The 16,763-nt window shown below is 39.2% G+C and carries 17 protein-coding genes; 16 read left to right on the top strand and 1 reads right to left on the bottom strand.

Features of this window, described 5'->3' with window-relative positions; translation table 11 throughout:
• Window positions 1-91: 91 nt before the first annotated feature.
• The 10 genes from CDZ78_RS00215 to CDZ78_RS00170 all read left to right on the top strand — a co-directional run bounded on the left by CDZ78_RS00215 (window position 92) and on the right by CDZ78_RS00170 (window position 8,412).
• A complete protein-coding gene (locus CDZ78_RS00215) occupies window positions 92-1,444 on the top strand; it encodes a Na(+)-translocating NADH-quinone reductase subunit A (protein WP_087868135.1) in 1,353 nt (450 codons plus the stop codon).
• Entirely contained in the window at window positions 1,444-2,646 is a 1,203-nt protein-coding gene (locus tag CDZ78_RS00210; protein ID WP_087868134.1) for an NADH:ubiquinone reductase (Na(+)-transporting) subunit B, read from the top strand. Before CDZ78_RS00215 ends, CDZ78_RS00210 begins: the two co-directional genes overlap by 1 nt.
• Window positions 2,639-3,514 (top strand): Na(+)-translocating NADH-quinone reductase subunit C, encoded by an 876-nt coding sequence (locus CDZ78_RS00205; RefSeq protein ID WP_087868133.1) that lies wholly within the window; start codon window positions 2,639-2,641, stop codon window positions 3,512-3,514. The genes CDZ78_RS00210 and CDZ78_RS00205 overlap by 8 nt, the downstream gene beginning before the upstream one ends.
• A 9-nt stretch (window positions 3,515-3,523) precedes the next feature.
• Entirely contained in the window at window positions 3,524-4,204 is a 681-nt protein-coding gene (locus tag CDZ78_RS00200; RefSeq protein ID WP_087868132.1) for an NADH:ubiquinone reductase (Na(+)-transporting) subunit D, read from the top strand.
• Complete coding sequence (gene nqrE, locus CDZ78_RS00195; protein ID WP_087868131.1) at window positions 4,204-4,812, top strand: NADH:ubiquinone reductase (Na(+)-transporting) subunit E; 609 nt, start codon at window positions 4,204-4,206, stop codon at window positions 4,810-4,812. The genes CDZ78_RS00200 and nqrE overlap by 1 nt, the downstream gene beginning before the upstream one ends.
• Before the next feature lie 12 nt (window positions 4,813-4,824).
• Complete coding sequence (gene nqrF / locus CDZ78_RS00190; protein WP_087868130.1) at window positions 4,825-6,045, top strand: NADH:ubiquinone reductase (Na(+)-transporting) subunit F; 1,221 nt, start codon at window positions 4,825-4,827, stop codon at window positions 6,043-6,045.
• A gap of 88 nt (window positions 6,046-6,133) precedes the next feature.
• Entirely contained in the window at window positions 6,134-7,180 is a 1,047-nt protein-coding gene (locus CDZ78_RS00185; protein ID WP_087868156.1) for an FAD:protein FMN transferase, read from the top strand.
• Window positions 7,177-7,359 (top strand): (Na+)-NQR maturation NqrM, encoded by a 183-nt coding sequence (nqrM, locus tag CDZ78_RS00180; protein WP_087868129.1) that lies wholly within the window; start codon window positions 7,177-7,179, stop codon window positions 7,357-7,359. The genes CDZ78_RS00185 and nqrM overlap by 4 nt, the downstream gene beginning before the upstream one ends.
• 63 nt (window positions 7,360-7,422) lie before the next feature.
• Window positions 7,423-7,818 carry a CBS domain-containing protein gene (locus CDZ78_RS00175; RefSeq protein WP_087868128.1) on the top strand — a complete coding sequence of 132 codons (396 nt, stop codon included), beginning with the start codon at window positions 7,423-7,425 and terminating at the stop codon, window positions 7,816-7,818.
• Window positions 7,819-7,938: 120 nt separating this feature from the next.
• Window positions 7,939-8,412: a discoidin domain-containing protein gene (locus CDZ78_RS00170; protein ID WP_087868127.1), complete on the top strand. Its 474-nt coding sequence runs from the start codon at window positions 7,939-7,941 to the stop codon at window positions 8,410-8,412.
• A 112-nt stretch (window positions 8,413-8,524) separates the two neighbouring features.
• Here CDZ78_RS00170 and epmB read toward each other — a convergent pair whose 3' ends face one another.
• Window positions 8,525-9,508 (bottom strand): EF-P beta-lysylation protein EpmB, encoded by a 984-nt coding sequence (gene epmB, locus CDZ78_RS00165; protein ID WP_087868126.1) that lies wholly within the window; start codon window positions 9,506-9,508, stop codon window positions 8,525-8,527.
• Between the two features lie 141 nt (window positions 9,509-9,649).
• On the opposite strand from epmB, the gene efp reads away from it, so the two are divergent.
• The 6 genes from efp to CDZ78_RS00130 all read left to right on the top strand — a co-directional run bounded on the left by efp (window position 9,650) and on the right by CDZ78_RS00130 (window position 16,635).
• Window positions 9,650-10,219 carry an elongation factor P gene (gene efp, locus CDZ78_RS00160; RefSeq protein WP_087868125.1) on the top strand — a complete coding sequence of 190 codons (570 nt, stop codon included), beginning with the start codon at window positions 9,650-9,652 and terminating at the stop codon, window positions 10,217-10,219.
• Window positions 10,220-10,252: 33 nt separating this feature from the next.
• Complete coding sequence (gene epmA / locus CDZ78_RS00155) at window positions 10,253-11,230, top strand: EF-P lysine aminoacylase EpmA (protein ID WP_087868124.1); 978 nt, start codon at window positions 10,253-10,255, stop codon at window positions 11,228-11,230.
• A 521-nt stretch (window positions 11,231-11,751) separates the two neighbouring features.
• Window positions 11,752-14,118, top strand: a complete 2,367-nt coding sequence (gene bamA / locus CDZ78_RS00150) for an outer membrane protein assembly factor BamA (protein WP_087868123.1) — start codon at window positions 11,752-11,754, stop codon at window positions 14,116-14,118.
• Window positions 14,119-14,253: 135 nt separating this feature from the next.
• Window positions 14,254-14,943: an SDR family oxidoreductase gene (locus CDZ78_RS00145; protein WP_087868122.1), complete on the top strand. Its 690-nt coding sequence runs from the start codon at window positions 14,254-14,256 to the stop codon at window positions 14,941-14,943.
• Between the two features lie 6 nt (window positions 14,944-14,949).
• The gene (locus tag CDZ78_RS00140) at window positions 14,950-15,852 is read left to right on the top strand and encodes a bile acid:sodium symporter family protein (protein ID WP_087868121.1); all 903 of its coding nucleotides are present in this window, start codon (window positions 14,950-14,952) and stop codon (window positions 15,850-15,852) included.
• Between the two features lie 510 nt (window positions 15,853-16,362).
• On the top strand, window positions 16,363-16,635 hold the full coding sequence (locus tag CDZ78_RS00130) for a hypothetical protein (RefSeq protein WP_087868120.1): 273 nt from the start codon (window positions 16,363-16,365) through the stop codon (window positions 16,633-16,635).
• Window positions 16,636-16,763 lie beyond the last annotated feature (128 nt).

Raw genomic sequence — 16,763 nt, 5'->3', positions numbered from 1 at the left:
GTTTTTCGTATTGAAGTGCCTCTTGTTTTCGGTAGTGTAGAAAATTAAGGGGGGTGAACCTCAACTTGTCTGGACAACAGGCTTATTTACTATGCAATTTACTATAAAAGAAAGTTTGGATCTTCCGATTACGGGAGCACCCAAACAGACCATTGAAGAGGGTAATCAGGTTTCATCTGTTGCCATCTTAGGGATGGATTATGTGGGCATGAAGCCTAAGATGCTGGTTGCTGAGGGTGATAAAGTAAAATTAGGTCAGGCTCTTTTTGAAGATAAAAAGAATCCTGGCGTTATTTTTACTGCACCTGGAGCAGGAACAGTAAAAACAATTCATCGTGGGGAGAGACGGGTTTTACAATCCGTTGTGATTGAACTAAAAGGTAAGCAACAAGAGTCATTCCAGTCATACTCAGCTACAGAAATATCTGATTTAACAGCTGAGCAGGTGACTGCAAATCTAGTTGCATCAGGACTATGGACATCATTCAGAACGCGCCCTTATGGAAAAGTGCCGGCTATTGATACTACGCCACGTTCACTTTTTGTGACTGCTATTGATACGCGTCCATTAGCCGCTGATCCAGCAGTTATCATTAATGACCGTAGCGATGATTTTACTAACGGTTTAGCTGTCATTGCTAAGTTAAGCGCTGGTAAAACTTATCTTTGTAAAGCTACTGGTGCGGATATTCCTGCAGGTAATACAGCATCTGTTGAAGTTGCTGAATTTTCCGGGGCTCACCCGGCTGGATTACCAAGCACACATATTCATTTAATCGACCCTGTTAGCGTTGATAAAACCGTCTGGCACTTGGATTATCAAGCCGTTATTGCCATTGGTGCATTGTTTACAACAGGTAAACTTAATGTAGAGCGTGTCGTTTCATTAGCCGGTCCTGCCGTAAAAGAACCGCGATTAATCCGTACGCGTTCTGGTGCTAACACTGATGAATTAGTACAAGATCAGTTAAATGACGATGAAAACAGGGTTATTTCTGGCTCTGTATTATATGGACGTGAAGCAACAGGTTGGGCTGCATTTTTAGGTTGCTATAGTAATCAGGTTTCTGTACTGCGCGAAGGCCGTGATCGTGAATTATTTGGCTGGATAGTTGCTGGTAAGGATAAATATTCAGCGATGAATGTATATACTTCAAGCCGTGACCGTGCTTCAGGACGTTTATTTCCATTATCAACAGACAAGAATGGCTCGAACAGAGCGATTGTTCCTGTTGGCGTATTTGAATCCGTGATGCCACTTGATATTTTAGCCACACCATTATTAAAAGCGATGGTAGTAGGCGATACAGATCAAGCGCAATTATTAGGATGTCTGGAGTTAGATGAAGAAGATGTTTCCTTATTTACATTTGTTGATCCAGGTAAGCATGATTTTGCCCCTGTGTTACGCGCGAATTTAACTAAAATCGAGAAGGAAGGCTAATGAATGCTAGACAGGTATTAGATAGTATTGAGCCGATCTTTATTAAAGGCGGCAAGCTGGAGAAGTATTACGGTCTCTATGAGATGGTAGATACTTTTATTTATACACCCGCAGATGTAACGCGAGGCACAACGCACGTACGTGATGGAAATGATCTGAAACGTACCATGACTTTTGTGGTTATTGCGACATTTTTCTGTATTCTAATGGCAATGTATAACTCTGGTTATCAAGCGAATTTAGCATTGCAGGCAATAGGTTTAGAACAGGCGCAAGACTGGCGTAGCATTCCTATGTCGCTGTTTGGTTATAGCCCGATGAACCCCATTTCTAACTTTGTTTACGGTGCTTTATTTTTCTTACCTATCTACCTGGTCACATTGGCTGTAGGTGGTGTATGGGAAGTATTATTTGCCACGGTACGTGGACATGAAGTAAACGAAGGTTTTCTGGTTTCTTCTATGTTATATACCTTGATTTTGCCACCTGATTTGCCTTTATGGCAGGTTGCATTAGGTATTTCATTCGGTATTGTGATTGGTAAAGAGGTTTTTGGCGGTACAGGTAAAAACTTTCTTAACCCAGCATTAACGGGTCGTGCATTTCTTTTCTTTGCTTATCCTGCTGCTATTTCAGGTGATACTGCCTGGGTTGGTGTAGATGGTTACACCATGGCTACTCCATTAGGTTTAGCTGCTCAAGGTGGACTAGATGCTGTTCATGAAGCGGGTTATGGCTGGTTTCAGACTTTCATGGGCTTTATGCCAGGATCGATTGGCGAAACATCTACTTTAGCTATTTTACTAGGGGCTTGCTTCCTACTTTATACCAAAATTGCGTCTTACCGTATTATGGGCGGTGTGTTGGGTGGTATGGTAGTAACTTCATTATTGTTTAACATGATTGGTAGTGATACTAATCCCATGTTTGCAATGCCTTTTTATTGGCATTTGACCCTGGGTGGTTTTGCTTTTGGTATGGTGTATATGGCAACTGATCCAGTCTCTGCTGCAATGACTAATACAGGTCGTTGGATATTTGGGGCTTTAATCGGTGTCATGGTTGTATTAGTACGTGTTGTTAATCCTGCCTTCCCTGAAGGTATGATGCTATCAATTCTATTCGCTAATATGTTTGCGCCTGTGATTGATTATTTTGTCGTTCAGGCAAATATTAAGAGAAGGATGAAACGTCATGCCTAACGAAAATAAAATATGTAAGTTTATGGGGCCTCTTTGTGAAAAGCTTGATAATTGTGAACATTATCAGAAATTTGCCAAGTATAGAGATAAAGTCTTAGCCTTAAGTAACGATAGTCTGGAAAAAACTATTGCAGTAGCTTTATCGCTGTGTTTTGTTTGTGCGATTCTGGTTTCCCTGGCAGCGGTTGCACTAAGACCACTGCAAATTGAAAACAAAGCGATGGATATGAAGAAGAATATTCTTGATGTTGCTGGTTTGCTTCAAGAGGGTACTGATATCCATACTGCATTCGCTGAGCAAATCGAAGCTAAGTTAGTGGATGTTGCGACTGGGGATTATGTTGACGGTGATATAGAAGCTTATGATCAACGTAAAGCTGCAAAAGATCCAGCGCAAAATGTTGTGTTAAGCAGAGCTCAGGATATTGCTAGCATAAAAAAACGCGCTAAGATTGCCAAAGTTTATCTGGTGAAAGATAGCGAGACTATTAAATCTATTATCTTACCGGTACATGGCTATGGTTTATGGTCGACTATGTATGGCTTTCTTGCTTTAGACGCAGACGGTCAAACAGTACAGAGCATTAACTTTTACGACCAGGGAGAAACACCTGGACTAGGTGCCGAGATCGTAAATCCTAACTGGCGTGCACTATGGAAAGGCAAAAAAGTCTATAGTGAAGATGGCACAGTTGCTTTAGGGTTAATTAAAGGGCTGGTTGATAACTCGAAAGCAGGATCAGAGTTCCAGGTTGATGGTCTGGCAGGGGCGACACTGACTAGTGTCGGTGTTACTAATCTTGTTAAATTCTGGATGAGTCAAGAAGGTTTTTCGGCTTATTTAGATAAAGTAAAAACTAAGGGGTAGGAGGTTATTATGAGTGCCGTTATGAATAACGAAACAAAGAAAACTTTGATCGATCCACTGGTCAATAATAACCCGATTACTTTACAAGTATTGGGGATCTGTTCGGCATTAGCGGTTACATCGCAAATGTCAACATCACTGATTATGGCTGTCGCATTAACAGCGGTAACCGCCTGTTCAAGTGCTGCGATTAGTTCAATTCGTAACCATATTCCAGGTAGTATTCGTATCATTGTACAAATGACGATTATTGCTTCACTGGTTATCGTAGTGGATCAAGTCTTAAAAGCGTTTGTTTATGATATCAGTAAACAACTATCTGTTTTTGTAGGTTTGATTATCACTAACTGTATCGTGATGGGACGTGCTGAAGCTTATGCTATGAAAAACTCGCCAATGGCGAGTTTCATAGATGGTATCGGTAATGGTTTAGGTTATAGCTTAATCTTGGTCATAGTTGCATTTTTTAGAGAGTTATTTGGTTCAGGTAAATTACTCGGTATTGATGTTTTTACCTTAACTAAAGATGGTGGCTGGTATGATCCTAATGGTTTAATGCTATTACCACCGAGTGCATTTTTTATTATCGGTATTATTATCTGGGTTTTCCGTCAATGGAAACCGGAGCAAAATGAAGCCGCTGATTTTAAAATTATGGCGATCTCTCATGGTGAAGGAGGACATCACTAATGGAAGAATATATTAGTTTATTTATAAAAGCAGTTTTCATTGAAAACCTTGCCCTAGCGTTCTTTTTGGGAATGTGTACTTTCCTTGCGGTGTCGAAAAAGGTTTCGACAGCAATAGGATTGGGTATTGCGGTGATGGTTGTGCAGGTGATTACTGTCCCTGTCAATAACCTTATCTATCATACTTTACTAAAAGAAGACGCATTGTCGTGGATGGGTATTACGGGTGTTGATCTAAGCTTTTTAGCCTTATTAAGCTGTATCGGTATGATTGCTGCATTAGTACAGATTCTGGAAATGGTTTTAGATAAATTTTTTCCTGCTTTGTACCATGCACTAGGCGTATTTTTACCATTGATCACAGTAAACTGTGCGATTCTGGGTGGTAGTTTGTTCATGATTGAACGTGACTATGACTTTACCCAAAGTGTTGTCTACGGTGTTGGTAGTGGTTTTGGCTGGATGTTAGCTATCACAGTGATGGCGGGCGTTCGTGAAAAACTGAAATACAGCGATATTCCTAAAGGCCTTGAGGGTCTAGGAATTACATTTATTAGCGCGGGTCTGATGTCACTTGGCTTCATGGCTTTCTCCGGAATCCAACTTTAGGAAGGTATCGTAATGCTAGAGATTGCATTAGGAATTATTATTTTCACGGTGATCGTGATTGCACTGGTGTTTATTATCATCGGTGCCAAGAGTAAATTAGTTGCCTCTGGGGATGTTGAAATTCTTATCAATGATGAGAAAAAGATTCATGTACCAGTTGGTGGGAAATTATTAACCGCACTAGCCGATTTTGGTTTATTTGTACCTTCAGCCTGTGGTGGGGGTGGTACTTGTGCGCAATGTAAAGTAAAAATCCATTCAGGTGGTGGCGAGATTTTACCGACTGAATTAGGGCATATTACTAAACGTGAAGCAGCAGAAGGTGAGCGTTTAGCTTGTCAGGTTGCGATTAAACACGACATGAACATTGAAGTTGAAGACAGTGTCTTTGGCGTTAAAAAATGGGAATGTACGGTTAAATCAAACAATAACGTTGCGACTTTTATTAAAGAATTAGTGTTAGAGTTGCCTAATGGTGAAACGATTGACTATGAGGCTGGGGGATATATTCAAATTGAATGTCCACCACATATAGCTAAATATTCTGATTTTGATATAGAAGAAGAATTCCGTGGTGACTGGGATAAGTTTGATTTATGGCGTTATACTTCTGATGTAAAAGAAGATGCATTGCGTGCGTATTCAATGGCTTCTTATCCTGAAGAAAAAGAAATCATGCTCAATGTGCGTATTGCAACACCGCCACCAGGTGCGCCAGACTCAGTACCGCCGGGTATTATGTCGTCATATATTTTTAACCTGAAGCCAGGTGATAAATGTATCATATCAGGACCTTATGGTGAGTTCTACGCGAAAAAGACCGATGCAGAAATGGTCTTTATCGGTGGTGGAGCAGGTATGGCACCTATGCGCTCACACCTATTCAACCAGTTACGTACTTTGAAAACTGATCGTAAGATTACTTTCTGGTATGGAGCGCGTAGTAAGCGCGAAATGTTCTATGTAGAAGATTTTGATATGCTAGCGGCTGAGAATGATAACTTTGAATGGCATGTGGGCTTGTCTGATCCACTACCAGAGGATAATTGGGAAGGTTATACAGGGTTTATTCATAACATCTTGCTGGAAGAGTTTATTAAAAACCATCCAGCGCCAGAAGATTGTGAATTCTACATGTGTGGACCTCCAATGATGAACTCTGCTGTTATTAATATGTTGATAGAAAATGGTGTAGAACCAGAAAATATCATGCTTGATGACTTCGGTGGTTAAATAGTCGTTACAGGGTGGGATATTTAAGCCCACCCTGTAATTTTAACTAAGAATTTATATGGTTGAACCATTAAAAACCCAAATTAAAATGCAAAATAAAATTCCTAAACGAGGATTAAGTTTGACCTTAATTCTCGTTTTTTTGTTATCAGGCTGTGTAAATAATAGCAGCGTTGAAAAATATCCATTTAACTTTTCAGGCCCTACAATGGGGACCAGTTTTAGTATTAAAGCGAGTCAACTACCTGAAGGTGTAAAAGTATATAGACTAGAAAAACTGATTAACAGACGTCTGACTGAAATAAATCAACGGATGTCGACTTATATTCCGGATTCTGAGCTGTCTTTAATTAATAATTCAAAGAGCACAGGATCACAATTTATTTCGCCTGAATTATTTAAACTTATATCAACAGCGCAAGAAATCAGTGTATTAACGGGTGGAGCCTATGACATAACAGTGGGTCCATTAGTCAATTTGTGGGGCTTTGGTCCCGACAAGATACAAAATCAGGTGCCAACGGATGAAGCAATTCAACAAGCCTTGGCTAATGCAGGTTATGACAAGTTAAAACTTACGACACGCTTATTAACACTGAGCAAAACCCAGTCAGGTGTCTATATAGATTTATCTTCGCTGGCTAAAGGCTTTGCTGTTGATGAAGTTGCCAATTTACTGGATGCACAGGGTTTAACCAATTATATGGTAGAGATTGGTGGAGAACTGTATCTAAAAGGAAAAAATTTACAGGGTAAAGACTGGCAGATTGCTGTTGAAAAGCCAAATATGGAAACACGTGAATTGCAAAGAATTCTGCCAATCACTGACATAGCTATGGCAACTTCAGGTGATTACCGAATTTTTTTTGAACAGGATGGAAAATACTTTTCACATACAATAGACCCAAGAACAGGTTACCCTGTTAAGCATAAACTAGCATCTGTTACTGTTTTAGGCGATACTACGATGAAAGCCGATGCCTGGGCAACAGCCTTACTGGTATTAGGTGAGGAAGAGGGGTATAAAATTGCTGAACAACAAGAACTGGCTGTGCTTTTTATTATCAAAACAGATCAAGGCTTTGAAGAGCGTGCAACACCTTTATTTTCTGAACTGACAAAGGTAAAACAATGATTTATTTTTTAGTCACATTCGCATTTATGCTAATTGTAATTGTCGTGATGGCAATAGGGGTTATTTTTGGTCGTAATGCAATTAAAGGTTCTTGCGGTGGAGCAGGTGCTGGAGATTGTATTTGTGTAGAAAAATGTGACAAAAGAAAGAAAATGGAAGCCGAGGCTGAAGCAGGCTAAATGGATTTATTTAGACAGTAGCATGTTTGATATCATTGAAGTGTAACAATTAAGGAGAAAACTATGTTAGCAAAAATTACAGTAGCGGATTATATGACCACGCATTTAGTTAAATTAACTAAAGAAATGACTGGCATTGATGCAATAAAAAAAATACTGGATCATAAAATTACAGGTGCACCAGTTTTTGATGAGCATGGTAAAGTAATTGGTATGTTTTCCGAGAAAGATGCGCTTAAAATGGTCTTAGAGGTTGCTTATAACCAGAGTAGTGCTGGTAATGTGACAGAATACATGACTTCTGGCGTTGTTAAGGTAGAAGCAGAAATGAGCATTGTCGATTTAGCTGAAAAATTTCAGAATTCAGCAATCCGAAGTTTTCCAGTTTATAGGGATCAAGATTTAGTCGGTATCATTAGTCGTACTGATGTCTTAAGGGCTTTGGCTAGTACAGCTTAATTTACATGCGTTTGATATAAACACCGTTCTATCTAACCTCCCTATGTTTTTCCTAAGTTACTTTCAGTAAATTATAAGTGGCTTTTTCGGAGGTATAGATCAACTACCAAGGTAAGTTTTATGCGTAAGAGAATTATCACCCCAGATAATAATGCAACAAAATCTCCAGAGTTTGACTGGCTTAATCTTGAGGAAATCGCAGAGGTAGAGATTAGCTCGGAAGATGTTGCTTATCCTATTGAATTTGCATTATTAGCGGACCAGACTTCAGGTTGGCGTGCAGCTGAGCCCGGCACTCAAATAATTCGTTTATTGTTTGCCCGGCCTCAGAAATTAACCCGTATCTGGCTAAGCTTCCTAGAAGCAAGCAGCGAACGAACACAAGAATATAAAGTGCGTTGTTCATCAGACAATGGCCAGTCATTTGAAGAAATCGTTCGTCAACAGTGGAACTTCAGCCCTGATGGTGCAACCAGCGAAACTCAAGATTTTACTGTTGATCTTCCTGCAGTCACAGTGCTGGAATTAATTATCACTCCTGATATCAATAATGACAAAGCATTTGCTTCCTTAGCTCAGTTACGATTAGCCTAGTTCTAATGTAGCCTCTATGGAGCTTGCATAATACAGGAAAAGGGTGTTCTCACTTCCGCGTATTCCGCTAGCTTCATACGGGCTACAATCTCAGCATCGGGTGCTGTTCCTTTTAGATTATCAATGTTTTTGCAGCTTTTCCTGGCTGTTCTTTGACTAGTTTTGGTACTAAATAGCCTGGTAAAATATGCTGTAGTGATTGATGAATCTTTACCGCATCGTTTTCACTAACTTCAAAATGTGCTGTTCCTTTCGCTTTATCTAATAAGTGCAGATAATAAGGCAAAATCCCTGCTGAAAAAAGCTGCTCACTTAAAGATTGTAATATTTGCGCATGATCATTAACGCCTTTTAATAATACCGATTGGTTTAATAAAGTAATATTTTTCTGATTTAATGCCTGACATGCAGCCATCACTTGTTTACTCAGTTCATTAGCATGATTGCAATGGGTCACTATAACTATGGGCACAGATGAGCTTTTGAAAATATCAATAAGTTCAGGTGTTATCCGTGCGGGCAGGACGATAGGTAAGCGTGTATGAATTCGTATGCGCTTAAGATGTGTAATATCAGATAATTTCTGAATGAAATCCTTAAGCTTGTGGTCACTTATGAGTAAAGGATCTCCACCACTAAGAATAACCTCATTAATGCTTTTATTCTTACGTATATACTCTAATGCAGTGATCTCTTTTTGGCTGTTTAATTGTACTTCAGCATAAGGAAAATTGCGTCTAAAACAAAAACGGCAATTAATTGCACAGCCACCAGTAATGATTATTAAAACTCGACCCTGATATTTATGAATAATGCAGTTTTCCGTTAATGCGGATAAATCACCCACGGGGTCATTTTGAAATTCATCGGGGTTAACAAGCTCATTAGCAATGGGCAATACTTGTTTAAGTAACGGGTCATCTAGATCCGATTTTTGCATGCAAGCTGCATAACTTAAAGGTACACGCATAGAAAAGTCATGCCTGGCAGGGCTTGAAAACTGCTTTGAATTTATCTTTAAATACTGAAGTAAATCTTCTGGATTAGTGAAGGCTGATGCTAAATCTTTTTGCCAGCTAGATAAGTGAGTTGTCATAATTTAAATAAGCATTATTCTGCAGAAATCAATAGATGCAAGGTATAATATACTTCGCTTGAGCAGGGTTACAAGAATACTACAGCCGTGGCCGTGCGAAGTATAACAAAGATTTTAATCATACAATCAATAGAGATATAAATGGCGAGTTATAGTACAAATGAATTCAAAGGGGGAATGAAGTTAATGCTAGATGGCGATCCCTGTTCTATTATCGAGAATGAGATTGTTAAACCCGGAAAAGGCCAGGCATTTAACCGGGTTAAGTTAAGAAATCTGAAAAATGGACGTGTATTAGAAAAGACCTTCAAGTCTGGTGAGTCTCTTGAGGCCGCTGATGTAGTCGAATTAGATATGCAGTATTTGTACAATGATGGTGAGTTTTACCATTTTATGCATCCTGAATCATTTGATCAGTATCAAGCCGATGAGACTGCAGTTGCTGAAGCAAAAAAATGGTTAAAAGATCAGGCGATGTGTATTCTGACTTTATGGAATAATGCACCAATTAGTGTAACTCCGCCTAATTTTGTAGAACTGGAAATTTCAGAAACTGATCCGGGACTTAAAGGCGATACTTCTGGCGGTGGTGGTAAACCAGCAACACTAGAGACGGGTGCAGTAGTACGTGTACCTTTATTTGTACAAATTGGGGAAATCGTGAAGGTTGATACGCGTACAGGTGAATATGTCTCACGGGCTAAAGCCTAGATATCAATCTACTGCATTGCAGAGGCGAATACATTGATACCGAGCTGGCAACCCAGTTGCTCATTGGAGCTTATCCATCTGCGGGCTAAGTTATTGCATGAAATTAGAAGTTTTTTTTATGCGCAAAATGTTCTGGAAGTGGAAACCCCTATACTTTGCCAGGCGGTTGGTACTGATCCCTATTTAGAATTTTTTTCTACTAGTCAGTTACCTGATAACCAAGATAGTTTATATCTGCAAACTTCACCAGAGTTTGCAATGAAACGCTTATTAGCAGCAAATACAGGTTCCATATACCAAATCACCAAGGCATTTAGAAAGAGTGAGTCAGGGCGTTATCATAATCCTGAATTTAGTATGCTGGAATGGTATCGACTTGATTTTAATTTGCAGCAATTAATGGACGATGTAGAATTACTGTTCAGTCATATTTTACCTGCCAAATTTTTTTCAGAAAAAGCCCAGCGTATTTGCTATGTTGATGTTTTTCATCAATATACAGGTTTAAATGCATTACAGTTTGAGCGCAGAAAATATCAGACAGCTGCTGTAAGGCTTGGTTTCCCAGAAGCCGAAGAGGTGTGTGGTGATAATCATACAACCTGGCTGGATTTTTTATTTAGCCATATTGTTCAGCAACATTTAGGTATAGCTGGTATATGCATGGTTTATGAATACCCAGCCTGTCTGCCTTCGTTAGCTCGTTTGAATCTTGAAAATCCGTTGGTTACTGAAAGAGTTGAGGTGTTTATTCAAGGAATTGAGTTAGGTAATGGCTATTATGAATTAACGGATATGCAACAGCAAAAAAAGCGCTTTGATCAGGAAATCAAATTAAGGCAGAAGATTGGTGCTGAAAAAGTTTCAGCAGATGAGCGGTTTTTAGCGGCTTTGCATAGCGGCCTGCCTGATTGTTCAGGTATTGCCATCGGTTTAGACAGGATATTAATGATCATCAGTGAAACCGATAAGATAGACGATGTTTTAGCATTTCCCATTAAAAATGCTTAGCAACGTACATAAAATAATTTTACATTAGTGTACTTCGTGTAGTGATGGTTGCGAAATACAGATGGGGCGCAGGTCTTCAGCCTGCATATTTAAAAGAGACTAAAGAGGCTGTGAAAGTACCTGCTCTTAGCTTCCCCCCTTGAGAAGGGGGGATTGAGGGGGGATCGTATAAAAACATAGTCATTGATATTGTGTGATTAGTTTTAATATACCAAACCTCCCCTAACCCCTCCTTAACTAAGGAGGGGGATTTTGTTGAATACTTTCATAGTCTCTTCAGCCTGCAATTTAAAAGCAGACTAAGAGGCTCTGCTTTTAGCCTCCCCCCTTGAGAAGGGGGGATTGAGGGGGGATCGTATAAAAACATAGTCATTGATATTGCGTGATTAGTTTTAATATACCAAATCTCCCCTAACCCCTCCTTAGCTAAGAAGGGGGATTATGTTGATACTTTGTTCACGCTCTTTGAATTGAGCCAGATTTTTGTTTTTTACAGATTTACTTCTGCTATTAACTAGTACATGAAATTTAAAATTTTACTCCCTTTATTTTTGCTTTTGTTGCCAATTTCTTCTGTTGTACACAGTGAAGAACAAGGGTTTATTGTGCAAGACATACGTGTAACGGGATTACAGCGTATATCAGTTGGAACGGTTTTTAATTACTTACCGGTTAATATTGGTGAAAAACTTCTCAATAAAAATATAGCACCTGCTATTAGAGCTTTATTCAAAACAGGTTTCTTCCAGGATATTTCAATGAGCCGTGAAGGTGATATTTTATTGATTGATGTTCAGGAACGTCCTTCAATTGCAGAAATTGAGATAGAAGGAAATGATGATTTAAGTACCGAAGATTTGTTAACTGCCTTGACCAGTATTGGACTGGCAAAAGGTAAGGTATTTAATCGACAAATCCTTGATAAAGTTGAGCAGGAATTAATGCGTCAGTACTTTAGCCAGGGTAAATATAGCTTAAAAATAGATACCAGTGTTTTGCCGCTAGAGAGAAATAGAGTCAGCCTGACTATTAAAATCTCTGAAGGTGAGGTCGCGAAAATAAAATCCATAAATATTATTGGTAACAATGTTTATTCTGAAAAAGATTTAGTTAAGAATTTTGAGTTAAGTACTTCAGGCTGGTTGTCTTTTTATACCAAAGACGATCAATATTCTAAGCAAAAACTATCAGCTGATCTGGAACGGTTACGTTCTTATTATCTGGATCGCGGATATATAAACTTTACAATTAAATCTACTCAGGTATCAATTACACCTGATAAAAAAGATATCTACCTTGTGGTAAATATTGAAGAAGGCCATTTATTTACTTTAGGTAGTGTTAAGCTCAGCGGTAATTTAGTGGTCAACCCTGAAGAGCTTATTGCTTTACTGAAAGTCGGTCCAACAGAAATCTTTTCACGTAAAAATGCAACACTCACCTCCAAAGCAATTTCAGATCGTTTAGGTGAAGAGGGCTATGCATTTGCCAATGTGAATATGGTGCCTGAAATCCATACTGATACTAAAATAGTCGATATGACATTTTTTATTGACCCCGCTAATCGTGCCTATGTCAGGCGAATTACTATGCAGGGTAATACCAAAACACGAGATGCAGTTTTACGTCGTGAGATGAGACAAATGGAAGGGGCATGGGCATCATCTGTTAATATTGAACGCTCTAAAGCACGCTTGAATCGCCTTGGCTATTTTGAGAATATTGGCATAGAAACGCCTAAAGTTCCGGGAACCCGTGATCAACTGGACTTGAATTTTTCGGTAACGGAAAAATCGTCAGGTAACTTGATGGCAGGTATCGGTTATTCACAAACGCAGGGGGTAATCTACAATGCCAGTGTTACTCAGGATAATATTTTTGGATCGGGTAAACGAGTTAGTGTTAACTTCAATAAAAGTGATGTATCTACACTTTATAGCCTGGGGTTTACCAATCCATATTTCACTCGTGATGGAGTAAGTCTCGGCTATAACTTTTTATATAAGAAAACGGATGCTCAAGCTGCGAATATTTCAAACTATTTAACCGATGTGATTAGTGGTGGTATCAATTTTGGTTTCCCAATTAATGAAAACCAGCGCTTTAATTTTGGTTTCGATGTAAAACATACAACTCTAAAACAAGGCGATTTTGCCCCGCCTGAATTACCCGTCTGGATAGAACGAAATGGGGATGAATTTCTAACCTTTCCTTTTGCTATCGGCTGGGTACGCGATACCTTAGATAAAGCAATTTTTCCAACTGAAGGGAGTCAGCAGCGACTTTCTGCTTTAGTAACTATTCCAGGTAGTGATTTAACCTACTATAAAATTAGCGCCAAAGATCAACATTACTTTAGTGTGGCAAAAGATCTAGTTTTAAAGCTTATGGTTTCGGGCGCTTATGGGGATGGCTTTGGTGACACTGAGAATTTGCCTTTCTTTGAAAACTATTTCGCAGGTGGTGTGAATTCAGTGCGAGGATGGCGTGATAATACGCTGGGTCCACGCGATCATTGTAATAACACTTGTCTTGATGGTAATGAACCACGGCCCTATGGTGGTAACATCAAGATCTTAGGTAATACCGAGCTGATTTTTCCTGTACCATTTATGAGTGATGTCGAGTCAATTCGTATAATGGCATTTTTTGACATAGGAACGGTGCAAGGAAATTATATAGAAAAAACTACTGATGCTGATGGTAACGATATTTTTACAGATGTTAACCCTAGTTTTTCATTTTCCGATTTCAGGTATTCAACTGGGATAGCTGCCAAATGGTTATCACCCTTTGGTGCTTTACAGATCAGTTATGCGATTCCTCTGAATGATAAAGAGGGCGACGATTTACAAGCATTTCAATTTAGCTTTGGCTCACAGTTTTAAGTTAGCAGTATTGCCGACTTGATACTCCGGCCTAGAAGAAATAGTGGGGGCATGGGCAGCTTGCCCATGTAACGGGCGAGCCGCCCGTTCCCCCAGAAATCATTATTTATAGACACATCAACTTTTTAATCACAAATGAAAACAGTATTAATCACCGGAGCTAACCGTGGCCTGGGTTTAGAATTTAGCCAACAATATGCGCAGGCAGGCTGGCAAGTGCTTGCCTGTTGTCTTCAGCCAGAAAATGCAGAAGAATTAAATACGCTTGCCAATCAATATGCATCAATGCGCATACTTACTCTGGATGTGCGCAATCATCAGCAAATTGAAGCTGTAGCCGCAGAATTACAGCAAGTGACAATTGATGTATTAGTGTCAAATGCAGGTATTTATGGGGACCGTCATGCTTTCGGCGAATTAGATTATCAAGTTTGGCAAGAAACGCTGGATACAAATGTATTAAGTGCTATAAAGCTCGCTGAAGTGTTTGCTGATCATCTAGCCTCAAGTCAACGAGGAATATTTGTTGCCATTAGCAGTTTAATGGGTAGTATGGCTGATAATGGTAGTGGCGGTAGCTATTTATATCGTTCCAGTAAGGCTGCTTTAAATGCCGTTATGAAAAGCCTTGCTTTTGATTTTGCAAAGCAGGGAACGGGAGTGCTCATTTTCCACCCAGGCTGGGTTAGAACTGATATGGGTGGTCCCAATGGTTTGATTGAGGTTGATGAAAGTATTAGCGGTATGCGTCAGCAGATTGAGCGATTCGATCTATCTCAAACTGGAAGTTTCATAAAATATGATGGCACATCCATGCCCTGGTAGTTATAAATGAGCAACAGGGGCGTTATTTTTTTCCCTATCGGTGCATTGCTATTATCATTGATAGCTTACTTCAATCCTGCACCATTTACTCATGTCAAAGGAACGATAATTCCCTTATTGGCATTGGTCATGTTTTTCATGGGCATGACCTTAACCTGGCAACACTTTAAACAGGCACTTAAGCAACCGCTGATTATTTTATTAACCATCAGCATACAATTTATCTTTATGCCTTTGTTTGCATACCTACTGGCTAATGCTTTGCAATTGTCTGAAGCGCATACAATCGGCCTGGTACTTGTCGGTTGTAGTGCCGGAGGAGCGGCTTCAAATGTCATCTGTTATTTAGCTAAGGGCAATGTTGCCTTATCTATATTAATGACTATGGCATCAACCTTGTGTGCTGTTATTGCCATGCCTTTATTAAGCTATATTTATCTGAGTCAGAGTGTTGCTGTACCAGTCACCGATATGATGCGTAGTATTTTATTGATAGTCTTTCTGCCTGTGGTAACAGGAACGGCAATTAATTCATTTTTAGGACGATATTTAATACGGGTACAAGGATTATTTCCGCTATTTTCCAGTGTAGCGATAGCCTTGATCATTGCGATTATTGTGGCATTAAATCAGCATAATTTTGCTAGTTTAAGCTGGGCTGTTTTGGCTGCTGTTGTGTTGCATAATATGCTCGGGATGGGGGTAGGGTATTTTATACCTCGCTTATTAAAATATGACACTGCTATCTGTCGTACCGTCAGTATTGAAGTGGGTATGCAGAATTCAGGTTTAAGCGTTGCTTTAGCAATGAAATATTTTTCTGTTGCTGCTGCACTGCCAGGTGCAATGTTTAGTATCTGGCATAATATATCAGGCTCAACTATCGCTAGCTATTGGCGACAGAAATAAGAAATGCAGGATACTACCAGTATTTTTCAATGTATAGCACGGAAAATACATCCGTAATTTTATGTGGTAACCCTTCGATGGATCGAATCCATGAAAACATATTTGGAAAACAAGGGCTTTACACATCATACGACAAAAAAAACAGGCAATATAGTCTTGTTGCCAGAATTGCCTTATAACGCCCTGATCAATTAAATTATTTACATGACCAATATTGCCATGCAACTTTGCATAAGGTGGCTGTATATTGTAGTGGACTATTTCAATCCAATAAAATCTACTGCAGAAATTGCAACAGATGAGAATTCTCGTAAAACCTTTTTGTCTTGTGTAATAAGCTGAATGTTAAGGTGCTGAGCTAAAGCAACAAATTCACAGTCATAAGATGAACAATTACTTTTGCTTACTAAGGAATGTGCACGAAATAACATCCTGAAGCAGCCAAGCTTGAATAATGAAATATCTCCCCTAAATTAAGGTTATCTTAATTTATTACTCAGTGGTTGTCTTATGTCATTTCCTTATAAAAAAAATATCGAAAAGTCGATGAAGAAATTTTATGACTCACTTTGTGAAAAAAATAAGCGACGGTATGCCGCCATTGAAAGTGAAAAATTATCTCATGGTGGCGTTAACTATATTTCAGCTTTATTAGAGTGTGACCCAAAAACTATCCGCCAAGGAAAAAAAGAACTCACCGAATTAGAACTGGATATAACAGGAATCAGACAACCTGGAGGCGGTCGAAAAAAAAGACCTCTACCCCTGAATACAGTGGAATAGATCAAGACTTTTTAGATATTCTTCAACAGCATACAGCAGGCAATCCAATGAATTCATCTATTAGGTGGACTTATCTAAAGCCGCGTGAAATCGTCAGTGAATTATTAAAAAAGGGTTATTCTGTCAGT

It is taken from the genome of Bathymodiolus platifrons methanotrophic gill symbiont (assembly GCF_002189065.1).
GTDB lineage: Bacteria > Pseudomonadota > Gammaproteobacteria > Methylococcales > Methylomonadaceae > Methyloprofundus.
This window is presented reverse-complemented; position numbering and strand designations above follow the sequence as displayed.

Bases quoted from the DNA above. Each gene is read 5' to 3' on its own strand.
- CDZ78_RS00215 (WP_087868135.1), top strand. From the start codon at position 92: ATGCAATTTACTATAAAAGAAAGTTTGGATCTTCCGATTACGGGAGCA.
- CDZ78_RS00210 (WP_087868134.1), top strand. From the start codon at position 1,444: ATGAATGCTAGACAGGTATTAGATAGTATTGAGCCGATCTTTATTAAA.
- CDZ78_RS00205 (WP_087868133.1), top strand. From the start codon at position 2,639: ATGCCTAACGAAAATAAAATATGTAAGTTTATGGGGCCTCTTTGTGAA.
- CDZ78_RS00200 (WP_087868132.1), top strand. From the start codon at position 3,524: ATGAGTGCCGTTATGAATAACGAAACAAAGAAAACTTTGATCGATCCA.
- nqrE (WP_087868131.1), top strand. From the start codon at position 4,204: ATGGAAGAATATATTAGTTTATTTATAAAAGCAGTTTTCATTGAAAAC.
- nqrF (WP_087868130.1), top strand. From the start codon at position 4,825: ATGCTAGAGATTGCATTAGGAATTATTATTTTCACGGTGATCGTGATT.
- CDZ78_RS00185 (WP_087868156.1), top strand. From the start codon at position 6,134: ATGCAAAATAAAATTCCTAAACGAGGATTAAGTTTGACCTTAATTCTC.
- nqrM (WP_087868129.1), top strand. From the start codon at position 7,177: ATGATTTATTTTTTAGTCACATTCGCATTTATGCTAATTGTAATTGTC.
- CDZ78_RS00175 (WP_087868128.1), top strand. From the start codon at position 7,423: ATGTTAGCAAAAATTACAGTAGCGGATTATATGACCACGCATTTAGTT.
- CDZ78_RS00170 (WP_087868127.1), top strand. From the start codon at position 7,939: ATGCGTAAGAGAATTATCACCCCAGATAATAATGCAACAAAATCTCCA.
- epmB (WP_087868126.1), bottom strand. From the start codon at position 9,508: ATGACAACTCACTTATCTAGCTGGCAAAAAGATTTAGCATCAGCCTTC.
- efp (WP_087868125.1), top strand. From the start codon at position 9,650: ATGGCGAGTTATAGTACAAATGAATTCAAAGGGGGAATGAAGTTAATG.
- bamA (WP_087868123.1), top strand. From the start codon at position 11,752: ATGAAATTTAAAATTTTACTCCCTTTATTTTTGCTTTTGTTGCCAATT.
- CDZ78_RS00145 (WP_087868122.1), top strand. From the start codon at position 14,254: ATGAAAACAGTATTAATCACCGGAGCTAACCGTGGCCTGGGTTTAGAA.
- CDZ78_RS00140 (WP_087868121.1), top strand. From the start codon at position 14,950: ATGAGCAACAGGGGCGTTATTTTTTTCCCTATCGGTGCATTGCTATTA.
- CDZ78_RS00130 (WP_087868120.1), top strand. From the start codon at position 16,363: ATGTCATTTCCTTATAAAAAAAATATCGAAAAGTCGATGAAGAAATTT.